A 15,794-nucleotide genomic window follows, 5' to 3' on the forward strand; every position below is an offset into this window, starting at 1 on the left:
TTCGATATCGTCTTGCGAGTGCCCACACAGATTGTCTGATAAATTGTTAAAGAGCGTTCGTTACCTGTTTGCCTTTCGGCGAATCTTACGGTAACGCGGGAGGCAGATAATACGCTTTCCCGCTGAAGAGTCAAGGTGTTATTTGATTTCTTTCGAACTCAAACGCGTTCTTTTCTCTTCCTGACCCGGCGAAGTTTGTTTCGTTGTTCCCGGTCAGTGGAGGCGCATTATAGGGAGTTCCTGACAGGCTGCAACCCCTAATGTGAAAAAACTTTTCAACCGTGTTTTTTTTCAGCAAATATGGGGTAATAGCCGGGTTTTTAAACAATTATTAAGCTAAACATTCAATCCCAGAGTGAATCTGTAGAGTAAAATAGAAAGATAAGAAGATAGATAGGACAAATCACCATGCAACTAAATACCCAACAACAGGCCGCCCAACGCAATCTTTCATATCTATTGGCCGAAAAAATTGGTCAGCGCATTCTCGCAGGTGAATATGTCGCCGGTAGCATACTACCTGGCGAGATAGAGTTGGGTGAGCAATTTGGTGTTAGTCGTACTGCCGTTCGTGAGGCAGTGAAAATGCTCGCAGCAAAAGGGATGTTATTACCGCGCCCACGTATTGGCACTCGAGTTATGCCGCAAGCAAATTGGAACTACCTTGATCAGGAGTTACTGACATGGTGGATGAATCGAGAAAACTTTGATCAAGTGATGCAGCACTTCCTTATATTAAGGACATCACTCGAGCCTCAAGCTTGTGCACTGGCGGCGGTGAATGCCAATGATAAGCAGCGGGCGCTGTTAGTCTCATTAATCGCAGAGATGCGCGCACTGCATGCTCACTTTAATCGTGAACAATGGATTGGGGTGGATGCCCAGTTTCATCAATTAATCTATGAAGCCAGCGGTAATCCATTTTTAACTTCGTTCGCCAACTTATTTAGCTCGGTTTATCACAGTTATTTTCGCGCCATTACCGATGATGAAGTGATTAAGCTGCAACAACATCAGGATATTGTCGATGCGATTTTGGCAAATGATAGCCAAGGCGCTTTATTGGCCTGTCAGGTGTTATTAGACAGGAAAGAGTAGCAGCGAGATGTTATTTATCTATATGTAGAAAGATAGAGGGTACTCACACCCACTCAATTTAATCAGGACGGACAATGATAAAATCTGCGCGCAGCATGGCGGGTCTTCCTTGGATAGCCGCCATGGCTTTCTTTATGCAGGCTTTGGATGCCACCATACTGAATACGGCACTGCCATCAATCGCCGAAAGCCTTCATCGGTCGCCGCTGACCATGCAATCCGCGATTATCAGCTATACCCTGACAGTCGCCATGCTGATCCCGGTAAGTGGTTGGCTAGCAGACCGTTTTGGCACCCGAAGAGTTTTCATTTTGGCGGTATCTCTCTTTACGCTGGGGTCATTACTGTGTGCACTTTCAGGTTCACTGCCATTTCTGGTCGCCTCCCGCGTGATCCAAGGTGTCGGCGGGGCGATGATGATGCCCGTCGCCAGACTGGCGCTTATTCGAGCTTATCCGCGCAGTGAATTGTTGCCAGTATTAAATTTTGTCACCATTCCCGGATTAATTGGCCCTGTCATGGGGCCACTCTTGGGCGGACTGCTGGTGACCTACGCCACCTGGCACTGGATTTTTATCCTTAATATACCTATCGGCATATTGGGCATTATCTACGCACGTAAATATATGCCCGACTTCACCATGCCCAAACGCGCCTTTGATTTTATCGGTTTCCTGCTATTTGGTAGCAGTTTAGTTTTGATATCCGTGAGTTTGGAAATCATGGGGCGGCCAGACATTGCCAATTATCTGCCCGCCGCGACACTGGTTGGTGGCTTATTGATGTTGCTCTTCTATATATTCCACGCCAAAGGCCATCCAAATCCATTAATTGGTTTGCCGCTATTTAAAACCCGCACATTCTCTGTTGGGATCGCCGGTAACGTGGCCTCACGGTTAGGCACCGGCTGTGTACCATTCTTAATGCCATTGATGTTGCAGGTTGGTTTTGGTTATTCCGCCATTATTGCCGGTTGCATGATGGCGCCGACTGCCATTGGTTCGATGATGGCAAAATCCGCAGTGACGCAGGTATTACGTTCATTGGGTTATCGCACAGTGTTAGTGGGCATTACCGCCATTATCGGCGTGCTGATAGCCTTGTTTGCACTGCAATCACCGGGGATGTCACCCTGGCTGATGATCTTGCCACTCTTTGTATTAGGTATGGCGATGTCAACTCAGTTCACCGCGATGAATACCATCACCTTGGCGGACTTGACCGATAACAATGCCAGCTCGGGTAACAGTGTTCTGGCGGTCACCCAACAGCTGGCGATCAGCTTTGGGGTGGCGATTAGCGCGGTGGTATTGCGGTTTTATGATGGGTTGTCATTTGGTGGCGCTGTCGATCACTTCCACTACACCTTTATTACCATGGGCGTAGTGACACTACTTTCATCAATGGTATTCCTATTACTCAAACCCAAAGATGGCGACAATTTAATTCAAGGCCGCAATGTGAAAAAAGTCTCACGCCCGGCAGAGAGTGAAGTTTAACGGATAGCGACCGACCCACGTTCGATTAGCTCGGGAGTGAGGACCAGCACTTGTGGTTCCGCTTCCGGGTGATTCAACCGATGAATCAGCGTATCAATTGCCAGTTCGCCAAGGTCATCTTTTGGCTGATGGATGGTCGTCAGTGGCGGAGTCATATATTGTGCAATTTCAATATCATCGTAACCAATTACCGCCATATCTTGCGGGATCGATAATCCAGCCTGATGTAACGCCTGATAAACCCCCACCGCCATGGCATCATTGCTGGTAAAAACAGCATCGGGTGGTTCCGGCAGGGCAAGTAACTGCTTCATCGCCGTCAACCCGCCACCAAATTCAAAATCACTGGCGACTTCATAACCGGCAAGTACCGGCAAATCCGCGCGGCTCATAGCCTGACGGTATCCTTCCAAACGTTCTTTAGCCGGAGTTTTGTCTTGCGGACCCGCAATGCAGGCGATTCGGGTATATCCCCTGGCAATCAAATATGAAGTTGCCATTTCACCACCAAATAACGAGTTATCCTGAATCACATCGTTCACCCCTTCAAACGGGGCCCAGTCCATCATAATGATCGGCAATGAGGGGTAACAACGCAGAATATCTTGGGAGGGGCGGTGGCTTTCGGTGCACATCAGCAGCAAACCATCGACACGTTTTTGCATCAGGGTTTCAATGCTACGACTCATGCGATCAGTATCGCCTTCGGTATTACACAGAATCAAACTATAACCGCGCTCATAACAACTGCGCTCCACGCCACGGACTACTTCGGCATAGAACGGGTTGCTACTGGCGGTGACCAGCATACCAATGGTGCGGGTTTGTTTGAGTTTCAAGCTGCGGGCCAGCGCAGAAGGGGCGTAGTTGAGCTGCTTGATTGCAGACTGCACCTTTTCGCGGATGGGGTCGCTAACAAAGCGATTTTTATTAATTACATGCGAGACAGTTGAGGTTGATACGCCCGCTAAACGGGCGACATCTTTCATGGTGGCCAAAGTTATACCTGGCCTTGTAAGAAGCTATCGATCTCGGCACGCCATGGAATGGATGGTTGTGCGCCAGGGCGAGTCACGGCAATTGCGGCTGCGGCATGAGCAAAGCGCACGGCTAAGCCCATTGATTGACCTTCCAATAGCGCTGTCAGTAATGCGCCATTGAATGTATCACCAGCAGCAATAGTATCCACCGCATCAACTTTGAACCCAGCGACCAATTTACCGTCTCCCTGTTCGCTGAGCCAGACACCACGGCTGCCCAAGGTAATGATCACGGTAGCGATACCTTTATCATGCAGAATTTGTGCTGCTTTCGCCGCGTCATCATCCTGCTCAATATGAATGCCCGTTAAGCGCTCAGCTTCAGTCTCATTCGGGGTGATCATATCCACCAGCGCTAACAGCTCGTCGGGGAGTCCACGGGCAGGTGCTGGATTGAGAATAACCTGAGTTTGATGCTGTTTTGCCAGTTTAGCGGCGGCAATCACGGTATCGAGCGGAGATTCCAGTTGCATAAGTAGTGCATCAGCATCAATAACCTGCTGCTGATAGCGGCTAAGATATTCAGGTGTCACCGCCGAGTTGGCCCCAGCATTGATACCAATGACGTTTTCGCCCTCACCATTGACGAAAATCAGCGCTACACCGGTGGTCGTTCCCGCAACAGCCTCAATAGGGGCAGTATCAATATTATCGCTGGCTAACTGCCGACGCACCCGTTCACCAATATCATCTTCACCCACACAGGCAATAAACGCGATATTCGCCCCACTACGGCCAGCGGCAACAGCCTGATTTGCGCCTTTGCCACCGAAAGCAACATTATACTGCTTCCCGATCACCGTTTCACCCGGACGCGGAAACTGCTCAATATTCAGAATATGGTCGGCATTGATGCTTCCCAAAACCACCAGCTTACCCATCGTATTTATTCCTTTGTGAATGACGCCACCGCCCAGATTACCGCGACGGTGACGTAATGCCCTGCTTTTCTTCTTTTATTATTTGGTGACTAATTTCAAGTCAACGGGGATAACAGCCGGCACTTTTTCGCCTTTCAATACCTTATCTGCAGTTTGGATGCCAATGACACCAATTTGGTCCGGACGTTGAGCGATGGTTGCGCCCAATTTGCCACTTTCAACCGCTTTGATACCATCGTCAGTGCCATCAAAACCGACCACTAGCACATCTGTTTTGCCCGCAGTTTGCAAGGCGCGCAGCGCACCAAGCGCCATTTCATCGTTCTGAGCAAACACCGCCTGCACCGTTGGATGAGCGGTCAGCAAGTTCTGCATGACGTTCAAGCCCTTGGTGCGGTCAAAGTCAGCAGGCTGGCTGGCCAGCAACTGGAATTTGTTTTTTTCCATCGACTGTTTAAAGCCTTCGCCACGTTCACGAGCCGCAGAAGCTCCCGCAATCCCTTCCAGCTGAATAACTTTGGCATCGCTACCCAATTTTTTGGCAATGAAGTCACCGGCCATTTTGCCGCCGAAACGGTTATCAGATGCCACGTGGCTAACCACGGTGCCGGCGTTAGCCAGACGGTCAAGGGTGATGACCGGGATCTTCGCCTGATTAGCCATTTTCACCGCATTACCCACCGCATCAGAGTCAGTTGGGTTAATCAGCAGCAATTTCGTGCCACGAACCGTTAAGTCCTGCACGTTCGCCAGCTCTTTAGCCGGGTTGTTTTGTGAATCCAATACCACCAGGTTGTAACCCAGCTTATCAGCTTCTTTTTGCGCGCCCTCTTTCATTGAAACAAAGAACGGGTTATTCAGCGTGGAAACGACCAAGGCGATAGTGTCTTTTGCCAGCGCGTTAGCACTCACAGTCGCGCTCAATGCAACAACAGAGATCAAGGTAGCCAGTTTCTTCATTTTCATGGTCACAATTCCTGTAGGGAGAGAGGTTATTTGCTGCTTTTGTTATCTACCAGCACCGCAAGCAGGATAACCACTGCTTTCACGATCATCTGGTAGTAAGAGGAGACACCCAATAAATTCAAACCGTTATTTAAGAAGCCGAGGATTAACGCGCCGATCAGGGTGCCGACGATCCGCCCTTTCCCCCCGGCAAGACTGGTTCCGCCCAGAACCACCGCGGCTATTGCGTCCAGCTCATAGCCAGTACCAGCAGTGGGTTGTGCTGATGACAAGCGGGCCACTTCGATAATCCCCGCCAGTGCCGCTAACAATCCACATAGTGAATAAACAATAATTTTAACTTTATCGACGCTGATACCAGAGAGCCGTGTGGCTGACTCATTACCGCCCAAGGCATAGATATAGCGGCCCAAACGGGTGTGGTGCAACATATACCAGGCGGCAATAAAGACGATAGCCATCAACCAGATAGGAGTGGGTATACCTAAGGGACGACCAATACCGAACCAACCAAAGGTGTCTGCCACATCAGTAAAACCGGTATTAACTGGGCTACCATTGGTGTAAACCATGGTCACACCGCGCAATAACAGCATCATGACCAGAGTGGCGATAAACGCCTGCACTTTACCTTTGGCGACAATCACCCCGGTGATGCCGCCAATAAACGCCCCCAATGCCAATGCCGCAGCCACCGCCACCATGGCATTCACTTCTAACCCCACAATTGAGGCCGCCACCGCGCCAGTCAGCGCCAGTAATGATCCCACCGACAGATCAATGCCGGAAGTCAGGATAACCAGTGTCATCCCTACCGCCATAATGGCATTGACGGAGGTCTGCTGAAGAATGTTGAACAGATTATTAAGGGTAAAAAAGTTTGGGCTTAGTGACGAAACCACAGCAATCAGCACCAGCAGCGCAATCAGTGATTTTTGTTCTAATAGCCACTCTTTACTGAACCAGCGTTTTGTCTGGATCGTCTGGGAACTCATATCTGATTACTCCTGCTCACTAAGCTTTTGCTTATCAAAAGATTGCTTGCCGACGGCAGCTGCCATCAACACTTCTTGGGTCGCCTGTTCAATCGAGAACTCGCCGCTTAGTTGGCCTTCATGCATCACGAGAATTCGGTCACTCATGCCGAGCACTTCCGGCATTTCTGATGAGACCAGAATGATGCTCAGCCCTTCTTGCTTGAATTGGTTGATTAGCTGGTAAATCTCTTTTTTAGCCCCAACATCTACCCCACGAGTGGGTTCATCAAGGATCAGCACTTTCGGACGGGTCATCAAGCCGCGCGCAATCGCCACTTTCTGTTGATTGCCGCCGGATAACAAACCAATCGGCTGCTCCATCGAAGGCGTTTTGATATTAAATAAGCGAATGAAATCCGCGACCGCCAGTTGTTCATCTGCGTGCTTGAGCGAACCGCCCGCACGGCTGAAATAACGTAATGCCGTCAAAGACATATTCTCTTTCACTGACATGCCCAGCACTAAGCCATCTCGTTTACGATCTTCAGAAATATAGACGATGCCATTTGCCAAACCATCCTGCGGTGAATGGGTCACCACTTCGCGACCATCCAGCATAATAAAACCAGACTTACGCGGCAGCGCACCGTAGATGATTTTCATCAGCTCAGTGCGGCCTGCGCCCATCAAACCCGCCACGCCGAGGATCTCGCCGCGAAACAGAGTAAAGCTGACACTCTTCACCCCAGGTCCGCATAGCTGTTTGACCTGTAAGCGTTTTTCGCCACGGGGCAAATTCAGACGCGGATATTGCTCTTCTAGCTTGCGGCCAACCATCATCTCAATCAGTGAGTTTTCCGTCAGCTCGCTCACCGGTTTTTCCGCGATAAACTGCCCATCACGGAAGACGGTGACGTCGTCGCAAATCTCAAAAATCTCTTTTAGCCGATGAGAGATATAAACGATGCCGCGACCTTCCGCTTTCAACTCGTTAATAACGTTAAATAAAGAGGCGGTTTCAGTATCGGTCAGGGCGTCGGTTGGCTCATCCATGATGATGACTTTGGATTCAAAGCTCAGCACTTTGGCGATTTCTACCATCTGCTGATCACCAATGGAAAGCTCACCCACCAACCGGTGGCTGCTGTAATGAATATTCAGGCGCGCCAGCAGCAAATCCGCTTCGGCATACATCTTTTTCCAGTCGATGCCGCCAAAACGATTAACAAACTCACGACCTAAAAAGATATTTTCTGCGATGGTTAACTGCGGGATCAGGTTAAGTTCCTGATGAATAATGCCTATGCCCGCTTCCTGCGACGCTTTGGGGCCATTAAACACCACTTCTTGCCCCATGAAATGCTGACTGCCGGCATCCTTACTGTAGATGCCGGTCAGCACTTTCATCATGGTCGATTTTCCGGCCCCATTTTCGCCAACCAGTGCCATCACCCTACCAGGATAGACACTGAGCGCCGCACCGGAGAGTGCTTTGACGCCGGGAAAGGCTTTATCAATCCCTTTCAGTTGCAGCAAAGGTTGCATAAATGCCTCAGAAGGTTACGCCGGAGCAGAGAATGATGTTAGCAAAGGGGGAACACTCCCCGCTACGAATCACTGCCCGGCTTTGTTTGGTTTGCTCTTTAAAAGCTTCGTGGCTGATATAGCGCAAAACAATTTGGTTTCCCTGGTGTTGCTCAAGTTGTGTTAACTGGGCGAGTAACGCTTCATGGAGTTGCGGATTATTTTTAACTATCTCCTCCGCAAGGTACGCACTCTCAACCTGCATCTCTTGCGTGACCACCTCAAGAACCTGGAGGAAACCAGGGACGCCTCGTGTCAGTGCCAGATCGATACGTGTGGTGGTTGCCGGTATTGGCAGCCCCGCATCACCTATCACAACCTGATCAGTATGACCCAGGCGGGAGATAACAGCGGAAATATCAGAATTCAGTAATGCGCCTTTTTTCATTTTCTACTCCAACAGCGAAACGTTTCGCTGATACTGAGTTTAGAAAAATAAGCGCAGAAGGCAAACCCAATTTGATGAAATTGTGATCACCATCGAAACGTTTCGCTGAACAAAAGAAAAGTGGCAATTATAGCGGTGAAAAAGGGAGGTTATGATTAACGGCCTCAGACTGCTGACAAACCCCGACGACTCAATCGATAACGGAGAGGGTAGGCAGAAGAGTAAAGCGTCCGCGCCAGGGAAGGCGCGGCTCGAGCCATCAGGGATGATTTTACGGCGTCTTTACGATCTGCCTGTTCTCTCCGCTCAGGCTACTTTGTCAATAACCTCAGGCCGTTATGATTAACAGCCTTTCAGGTTAAATCTCTACCTGCGTTCCTAGCTCAATGACCCGATTAGGGGGGATCTCAAACTGATCCGCGGCGCGTAGCGCATTACGGCTGAGGGCAATAAACAGTTTGCCGCGCAGGAACAGATACCATGGCCGCCTTGTTAGGATGAGCGACTCGTGGGACATAAAGAATGAGGTTTCCATCATCTGGCACGGCAAACCTTCCAGACCACAGCGGTGGAAGATCTCCTCCACATTCGGCGTTTCGCGCCAACCATAACTCGCCACCACCCGCCAGAAGGTCGGCGAGAGCTGCTCGATGGTCACCCGCTTCACGTTGTGGACATAAGGGGCGTCCTCAGTTCGCAATGTCAGTAACACCACACGCTCATGTAGCACTTTGTTATGTTTGAGGTTATGCAGTAGCGCGAACGGGATCACATTCATGGCCCGCGACATATACACCGCCGTCCCAGTGACCCGCACTGGCGGTGATTTCTCCAATGACGCAATCATCGCTTCCAGGGAATTACCGTGTTCATGCATACGGCGCAACAGACCGAAACGCTCGCTTTTCCAGGTGGTCATGATGATAAACATCACCAGACCCAGCGAGATAGGCAACCAACCGCCAGAGAACAATTTCAATGCGTTAGCTGAAAACATCGGAATATCGATTATCAGTAACACCACCAGCAGGCACCCCACAAAGAGGCGGTTCCAGTGCCAGTTTTTCAGTGCCACAGTGCAGAACAGAATGCTGGTTATCACCATGGTTCCGGTCACCGCGATGCCATAAGCGGCCGCCAGATTACTGGAGCGCTCAAAGCCGACAATCACCAAAACCACCGCCAGATAGAGTGTCCAGTTAATAACCGGAATATAGATCTGGCCGGACTCCATTTCAGAGGTGTGGATGATGCGCATCGGCGGCAAGTAACCTAACCGCACCGCTTGTCGAGTCAGTGAGAAGACGCCAGAAATAACCGCCTGCGAGGCAATCACTGTCGCCAATGTCGCCAAAATTAGCAGTGGAATCAGCGCCCAGTCAGGGGCTAACAAGAAGAAGGGGTTTTTGATGGCTTCAGGGTTTTTCAGCAGTAGTGCGCCCTGGCCAAAATAGTTCAGCACCAATGAAGGTAACACCACGGTAAACCACGCCAGCCGGATAGGGAATTTACCAAAATGACCCATATCAGCATACAGCGCTTCCACCCCAGTTATCGCCAGCACCACCGCGCCAAGGGCATAAAACGATACCGCTTTATATTCTGCAAAGAAGCCGATAGCCCATTTGGGATTCAGCGCAGACAGAACTTCTGGATTTGCAATAATGCTGCGTAGACCCAGCAGGGCGATGGTTAGAAACCACACCAGCATCACTGGGGCGAATAATTTACCGACACTGCCGGTGCCGTGTTTTTGAATAACAAACAGCAGGGTTAGCACCGCAATAGAGCAGGGGACGATATAGGGATCAAGCGCAGGTGCTGCGATTTCCAGCCCTTCGATGGCTGACATAACTGATATTGCCGGGGTGATGACCACCTCGCCATAAAAGAAGCTGCCGCCAATCAAACCAAGGATGACCAGTATTGAGGTGGCTCGGGAGGAGGTATTGCGCCCGGCCAAAGACATTAAGGTTAAAATGCCCCCTTCACCGGCGTTATCCGCGCGCATGACATAGGTCAGATATTTAACCGAGACTATCAGGATGAGCATCCAGAAAATCAGCGATAAAAAGCCAAACACCACATCCGGGCGGACATCAAAACCATAATGACCAGAAAAGCACTCTCTCAAGGTATAGAGCGGGCTGGTACCAATATCACCGTAAACCACCCCTATTGCTGCCAGGGTTACCGCCGATAAAGACTGTTTATGTTCTGTGCTCATAATTGATTTCTTTTTGCTAGAACATCCATAAGCTGATGCGGGGGTTAAATAACTGCATTAGCCGACTCTGTATTCTTTATATGCCCATCAAAAGGCGCACAGTATGCACGATTTCAATGGATTGCCTACTCTTAAATAAGGCGACTAAAATAACCCAAAAGGGCCGGCCACAAATCACTGATGATATAAAAATTCTACTAATCAACGATCTATCTCATTAAGAAAAACAAGCTATCCCACTAAGAAAAAGAGGATTTATTCCCTCTTATCAGGTAAAAATCAATCAACTAACGGAACATGTAGAGCAATTATGGCGCAATCATCGCAATTAGCAGAAAGAATCTCCCGCTTGAGCAGTGCCCTTGAAAGTGGTCTGTATGAAAGACAGGAAGCTATCCGCTTGTGTTTGCTGGCTGCGCTCAGTGGTGAGAGTGTATTCCTGCTCGGCCCGCCGGGTATTGCTAAAAGCTTGATTGCTCGCCGCTTGAAATTTGCCTTCCGTAATGCCAGAGCATTTGAGTACCTGATGACCCGTTTTTCCACGCCAGAAGAGGTGTTTGGCCCGCTCTCCATTCAAGCATTGAAAGAGGAGGGGCGCTACCAGCGCATGACTGCCGGTTACCTGCCTGAAGCTGAAATCGTCTTTCTTGATGAGATCTGGAAAGCCGGCCCCGCCATCCTGAATACCTTGCTGACCGCCATTAATGAACGGCGTTTTCGCAATGGTGATCGGGAAGACAGCATCCCGATGCGCTTGCTAGTGACCGCCTCCAATGAGCTACCGGATGCGGATAGCAGCCTGGAAGCACTGTATGACCGTATGCTGATCCGCCTCTGGCTGGATCGCGTGCAAGAGAAGCAAAACTTTCGCTCACTGCTGCTCAGCCGTCAGGATGAAAATCATAATCCAGTGGCCGAAAATCTTAGCATCAGTGATGACGAGTTTTATCAGTGGCAGCCATTAATTGATAAAATCGCCTTACCAGATCACTGTTTTGAGCTTATTTTTCAGCTACGGCAACGGCTCAGTGCACAAGAGCAAGCGCCTTATGTCTCTGATCGTCGGTGGAAAAAGGCACTGCGCCTGCTGCAAGCCAGCGCCTTTTTCAGTGGTCGAAATGAAGTGACCCCCATTGACTTAATTTTACTGAAAGATTGCCTGTGGCATGACCTCAGCTCCCTGAAGCTGCTACAACAACAGCTTGAGCAGCTGTTAACTGAGCAGGGATATCAGCAGCAAAACCTATCAATGAAACTACAACATATTCAAGGCCAATGGTTACAGTACCAGCAGCAACAAAGTGATCATCAGGCGCTAACCGTGACGAAACAAAGCGGCATGTTCAGCCGTAAACCACAATATGTGCTGCCCGATTCGCTAACCGATAACACATTGACACTTTTGCTGCAAAAGCCCCTTAATTTGCATGACATTCAGGTCAATCATCTGCAAATAGATAAAGATGCTCTCGCCCAATGGTTAAGCAAAGGGGGCATATTGCGGGCGAAATTAAATGGGGTTGGTTATGCCCAATCTATTGATGCAGAAATTGATGAGCAGCTGCATATCACGGTGCTGGATGTCAGTCGCCAGTCATCGATACTGTCACAGCCCGGTTCGGCGACCGCCAGTGTGCCGCCAGAATTGCTGGTGGCGTTAACAGAACTGGAAAATAGCCTGACCGAGCAACGGCGGTTATTCAGTCAGCATCAGCCCTGCTTGTTCACGCCATCCGCCTGGCTGGCCAAAATAGAAGCCAGCCTGTTGCAGGTTGCGGAGCAACTGAAGCTGCAACAACAAAAACTGCGCGGGCATTGATCGATGCTCAGCCTGGCAACACTGGATCTGCTGCTATCAATAAGTGAAGGCGAGCTTATTGAAGAGATGGTGGTGGGATTACTGGCATCACCGCAACTGGCGCTATTCTTTGAGAAATTCCCGCGCATTAAGCGGGCATTAATGAAGGATATCCCCGGTTGGAAGCAAAACTTGCAGCAGCGTATCCGTGAGGCAAAAGCGCCCCCAAGTCTGGCGAATGAATTTGCTTTATACCAGCAGAACCAGTTGGAGAGTAGCCCGCTATTTTATGTCCACTTGCCGGATATCGTGGCACAGCTACAGCAGATGCATTCGCCCTTTGCGGCACAAGCGGACACATTGCTACAAAGCGCTGATTTAACGCGAAATCCCCAAACTGGCGATAGCCTGCAAACCCTATTTTTACAGCGCTGGCGTGTCAGTCTGACCCTACAAACCATCACCATTCACCACCAATTGCTGGAGCAAGAGCGGGAGCAACTGCTGGCTGAGTTACAGCAGCGATTGGCGCTCAGTGGTGCATTGGAACCCATATTGGCAACCAATGATGGAGCTGCTGGGCGGCTTTGGGATATGAGTCATAGCCATTTACAGCGCGGTGATTATCAATTGTTGCTGCAATACGGCGATTTTCTGCAACAACAGCCAGAATTGCAGCAATTAGCGGATCAGTTGGGCCGCAGCCGCAGCGCCAAAGCACAACCCACACCAGATGCCCGCTACGAGCCTTACACCGTGATGGTGCGCCAGCCCGACACCGTGCCAGAAGAGGTCAGTGGTATTCATCAGAGCAATGATATTTTGCGATTGCTGCCCACTGAGCTGGTGATGTTGGGGATGAGTGAATTGGAATTTGAGTTTTATCGCCGCTTACTGGAACGGCGCTTGCTCACCTACCGCTTGCAGGGGGACAACTGGCAGGAAAAAACCTTACAGCGGCCCGTCAGCCTTAAAAACAACGACGAACAACCCCGTGGCCCATTTATCATTTGCGTTGATACCTCAGGTTCCATGGGGGGATTTAACGAGCAGTGCGCCAAGGCATTTTGTCTGGCACTACTGCGTATTGCGCTGGCGGATAACCGCCGCTGCTACATCATGCTATTTGCCACAGAAATCATTCACTACGAGTTATCGTCAGCCAGTGGTATCGAACAGGCAATTCGTTTTCTTAGCCAACATTTTAGTGGCGGTACTGATCTGGCCGCTTGCTTAGCCAGCACCCTCAGTAAAATGGAGGAGCGAGAGTGGTATGACGCTGATGCGGTGATCATTTCAGATTTCATTGCCCAACGCCTGCCTGACGAATTGATCCGCAAGATAAAAATTCAGCAACAAGCCCACCAGCATCGCTTCCATGCAGTGGCGATGTCAGCCTATGGCAAGCCCGGTATCATGCGTATTTTTGATCATATATGGCGTTTTGATACCGGCTTAAAGAGCCGCTTAATGCGCCGCTGGAAGCGCTAATTCAGCAAACCAGCACCAACGTTAATCGACAATCCCAAGATCGTCATATTAAAAACGAAGGATAATACGGATTGTAATAATACAACGCGGCGGATATCTGACGTACCGGTGGAAACATCAGCTGTTTGCGAAGCCACACCAATGGTGAATGAGAAATAAAGAAAATCCCAATAGGAAGGCGTTGTGATCTCTTTGGGGAAAAGCAGGGGGAGGATAGTCTCCGACTTATCCCGAGGCAGATAAAATAAATGGGCATAATGCATGGTAAAAGCGGTCGGTAATAATAGCCACGACACTAACAGCGTCATCCCCGTCAGTATTAAGTGAAACGCCTTGGCTGAACCTGACAACTGATTTGCAGTGCTCAATTCAAATAAAATCACCAGAATACTGGCCAGACACGCCATACTGACAATACTCAGCACCATACTAGCACTTTCATCCTGCACCTTGGCTATCTTGCTGATTTTCGCTGGATTAGTCCGTAGAAGTTGCAGCCATAAAAAGAGTAAATAGAGCCAGGCTGAGACATTCCAGCTCACCATCAGACGCAGTAATAAGGTGTAATGAGTTGGCAGCAGGAAATAAGTGACAATCCCCGCACTAACGGAGAACAATAGTCTTGGGCGGGCATGCAAATAGTGTCTAATAGGATGAATTAGAGGCATAACGTTAGCGACCTTGCATGTAGTGATATAAAAGAAACCATTATATGAGGCATATCATTATGCCACCTACAGCATAGAGTAAAAGTGGGCTTACGTTAAAAACCCGCTATGGCTTATGCAGCAATAGCGGGCTGAGGATAATATATCTACCCAAAATAATAGGCGTTGCAGAAGTATTAGAGTAAGCCAGCCACTCTCTCGCTAATCTCAGGCCCCCACACACCACATTGAACCTGACCAATATGTTGCTGTTGCAGCAGTAACATCACTAAGCGAGATTGGCCGATACCGCCCCCGATAGTTTGCGGCATTTCGCCATTCAGCAGTGATTGGTGCCACTCCAGTTTCAGACGATCTTCATCAGCAGTCAGAGCCAACTGACGTTTCAGCGCCTCAGCATCGACACGAATTCCCATGGATGAAATCTCAAAAGCGTCTTCCAGTACCGGGTTCCAGACAATAATGTCGCCATTCAGCCCAGTAAAACCTTCCGCGCATGGCGACGTCCAGTCATCATAATCCGGAGCACGTACATCGTGAGATTGACCATCAGCCAATTTACCACCGATACCAATCAGGAATACTGCACCCAACTCTTTGGCGATAGCACTTTCGCGGCCTTTGGCATCCAAATCAGGGAAGCGAGAACGCAGGGCTTCGCTATGCACAAAGTGGATCTGTTCTGGCAAGAAAGGTTTGATGCCAAATTCAGCGCTAACAGCGGCTTCCGTCTCTTTTATGGCGGCGTAAATTTTGTTAACCGTGGACTTCAGGTAAGCCAGATTACGTTCGCCATCGCCCATCACGCGCTCCCAGTCCCACTGATCAACATATACAGAGTGAATAGCACTCAGCCGATCTTCGTCAGGACGTAATGCTTTCATATGGGTGTACAGACCTTGGTCAGCGCCAAAATCAAAGCGACCCAAGGTTTTACGTTTCCATTTAGCCAATGAATGTACAACTTCAAAAGTTGCATCTGACAAGGTTTTCACTTTTACCTGAACCGCTTTTTCTGAACCAGAAAGGTTATCTTGGGTGCCATCACCCACGCGGCTCAGAATCGGTGCCTGAACCTCAATCAGACCCAGTTGTTGTTCCAACTGGCGAGAAAAGAAGGATTTTACGAAGCTAATTTGTTGTTGTTTTTGGATAAACTGTTTTTTCATTGCCGTTA

The 15,794-nt window shown here is 49.4% G+C and carries 13 protein-coding genes; 4 read left to right on the forward strand and 9 right to left on the reverse strand.

Features of this window, described 5'->3' with window-relative positions; genetic code table 11:
- Window positions 1-408: 408 nt before the first annotated feature.
- Entirely contained in the window at window positions 409-1,098 is a 690-nt protein-coding gene (locus AACW11_RS19185) for a FadR/GntR family transcriptional regulator (RefSeq protein WP_212585199.1), read from the forward strand.
- Between the two features lie 74 nt (window positions 1,099-1,172).
- Entirely contained in the window at window positions 1,173-2,597 is a 1,425-nt protein-coding gene (gene mdtD, locus AACW11_RS19190; RefSeq protein ID WP_212585200.1) for a multidrug transporter subunit MdtD, read from the forward strand.
- Here the strand turns inward: mdtD and rbsR are convergent.
- The 7 genes from rbsR to kup form a co-directional block, all read right to left on the reverse strand.
- Window positions 2,594-3,595: a ribose operon transcriptional repressor RbsR gene (gene rbsR / locus AACW11_RS19195; protein WP_212585201.1), complete on the reverse strand. Its 1,002-nt coding sequence runs from the start codon at window positions 3,593-3,595 to the stop codon at window positions 2,594-2,596. The two genes, mdtD and rbsR, sit on opposite strands and share 4 nt — an antisense overlap.
- Window positions 3,596-3,597: 2 nt before the next feature.
- Entirely contained in the window at window positions 3,598-4,518 is a 921-nt protein-coding gene (gene rbsK / locus AACW11_RS19200; RefSeq protein WP_212585202.1) for a ribokinase, read from the reverse strand.
- Window positions 4,519-4,596: 78 nt separating this feature from the next.
- Window positions 4,597-5,484, reverse strand: coding sequence for a ribose ABC transporter substrate-binding protein RbsB (gene rbsB / locus AACW11_RS19205; protein ID WP_212585203.1), 888 nt, complete (start codon window positions 5,482-5,484; stop codon window positions 4,597-4,599).
- A 26-nt stretch (window positions 5,485-5,510) separates the two neighbouring features.
- Complete coding sequence (gene rbsC / locus AACW11_RS19210; RefSeq protein WP_212585204.1) at window positions 5,511-6,479, reverse strand: ribose ABC transporter permease; 969 nt, start codon at window positions 6,477-6,479, stop codon at window positions 5,511-5,513.
- A gap of 6 nt (window positions 6,480-6,485) precedes the next feature.
- Window positions 6,486-8,006, reverse strand: a complete 1,521-nt coding sequence (gene rbsA / locus AACW11_RS19215) for a ribose ABC transporter ATP-binding protein RbsA (protein WP_212585205.1) — start codon at window positions 8,004-8,006, stop codon at window positions 6,486-6,488.
- A gap of 7 nt (window positions 8,007-8,013) precedes the next feature.
- A complete protein-coding gene (rbsD, locus tag AACW11_RS19220; protein WP_004875731.1) occupies window positions 8,014-8,433 on the reverse strand; it encodes a D-ribose pyranase in 420 nt (139 codons plus the stop codon).
- A gap of 358 nt (window positions 8,434-8,791) precedes the next feature.
- A complete protein-coding gene (gene kup, locus AACW11_RS19225; protein WP_212585206.1) occupies window positions 8,792-10,660 on the reverse strand; it encodes a low affinity potassium transporter Kup in 1,869 nt (622 codons plus the stop codon).
- Window positions 10,661-10,970: 310 nt separating this feature from the next.
- On the opposite strand from kup, the gene ravA reads away from it, so the two are divergent.
- Together ravA and viaA are read left to right on the forward strand one after the other, a co-directional pair.
- The gene (gene ravA, locus AACW11_RS19230; protein ID WP_212585207.1) at window positions 10,971-12,479 is read left to right on the forward strand and encodes an ATPase RavA; all 1,509 of its coding nucleotides are present in this window, start codon (window positions 10,971-10,973) and stop codon (window positions 12,477-12,479) included.
- Window positions 12,480-12,482: 3 nt separating this feature from the next.
- Window positions 12,483-13,949 carry an ATPase RavA stimulator ViaA gene (viaA, locus tag AACW11_RS19235; protein ID WP_212585208.1) on the forward strand — a complete coding sequence of 489 codons (1,467 nt, stop codon included), beginning with the start codon at window positions 12,483-12,485 and terminating at the stop codon, window positions 13,947-13,949.
- Here viaA and AACW11_RS19240 read toward each other — a convergent pair.
- Entirely contained in the window at window positions 13,946-14,617 is a 672-nt protein-coding gene (locus AACW11_RS19240; protein ID WP_212585209.1) for a DUF1345 domain-containing protein, read from the reverse strand. The two genes, viaA and AACW11_RS19240, sit on opposite strands and share 4 nt — an antisense overlap.
- Before the next feature lie 176 nt (window positions 14,618-14,793).
- Window positions 14,794-15,786, reverse strand: coding sequence for an aspartate--ammonia ligase (gene asnA / locus AACW11_RS19245; RefSeq protein ID WP_212585210.1), 993 nt, complete (start codon window positions 15,784-15,786; stop codon window positions 14,794-14,796).
- Between the last annotated feature and the right edge of the window lie 8 nt (window positions 15,787-15,794).

Origin of the sequence: Yersinia sp. Marseille-Q3913 (assembly GCF_963892745.1) — a bacterium.
Lineage (GTDB): Bacteria > Pseudomonadota > Gammaproteobacteria > Enterobacterales > Enterobacteriaceae > Yersinia > Yersinia bercovieri.

Coding starts and splice junctions, on each gene's coding strand:
- AACW11_RS19185 (WP_212585199.1), top strand. CDS start 409: ATGCAACTAAATACCCAACAACAGGCCGCCCAACGCAATCTTTCATAT.
- mdtD (WP_212585200.1), top strand. CDS start 1,173: ATGATAAAATCTGCGCGCAGCATGGCGGGTCTTCCTTGGATAGCCGCC.
- rbsK (WP_212585202.1), bottom strand. CDS start 4,518: ATGGGTAAGCTGGTGGTTTTGGGAAGCATCAATGCCGACCATATTCTG.
- rbsB (WP_212585203.1), bottom strand. CDS start 5,484: ATGAAAATGAAGAAACTGGCTACCTTGATCTCTGTTGTTGCATTGAGC.
- rbsC (WP_212585204.1), bottom strand. CDS start 6,479: ATGAGTTCCCAGACGATCCAGACAAAACGCTGGTTCAGTAAAGAGTGG.
- rbsA (WP_212585205.1), bottom strand. CDS start 8,006: ATGCAACCTTTGCTGCAACTGAAAGGGATTGATAAAGCCTTTCCCGGC.
- rbsD (WP_004875731.1), bottom strand. CDS start 8,433: ATGAAAAAAGGCGCATTACTGAATTCTGATATTTCCGCTGTTATCTCC.
- kup (WP_212585206.1), bottom strand. CDS start 10,660: ATGAGCACAGAACATAAACAGTCTTTATCGGCGGTAACCCTGGCAGCA.
- ravA (WP_212585207.1), top strand. CDS start 10,971: ATGGCGCAATCATCGCAATTAGCAGAAAGAATCTCCCGCTTGAGCAGT.
- viaA (WP_212585208.1), top strand. CDS start 12,483: ATGCTCAGCCTGGCAACACTGGATCTGCTGCTATCAATAAGTGAAGGC.
- AACW11_RS19240 (WP_212585209.1), bottom strand. CDS start 14,617: ATGCCTCTAATTCATCCTATTAGACACTATTTGCATGCCCGCCCAAGA.
- asnA (WP_212585210.1), bottom strand. CDS start 15,786: ATGAAAAAACAGTTTATCCAAAAACAACAACAAATTAGCTTCGTAAAA.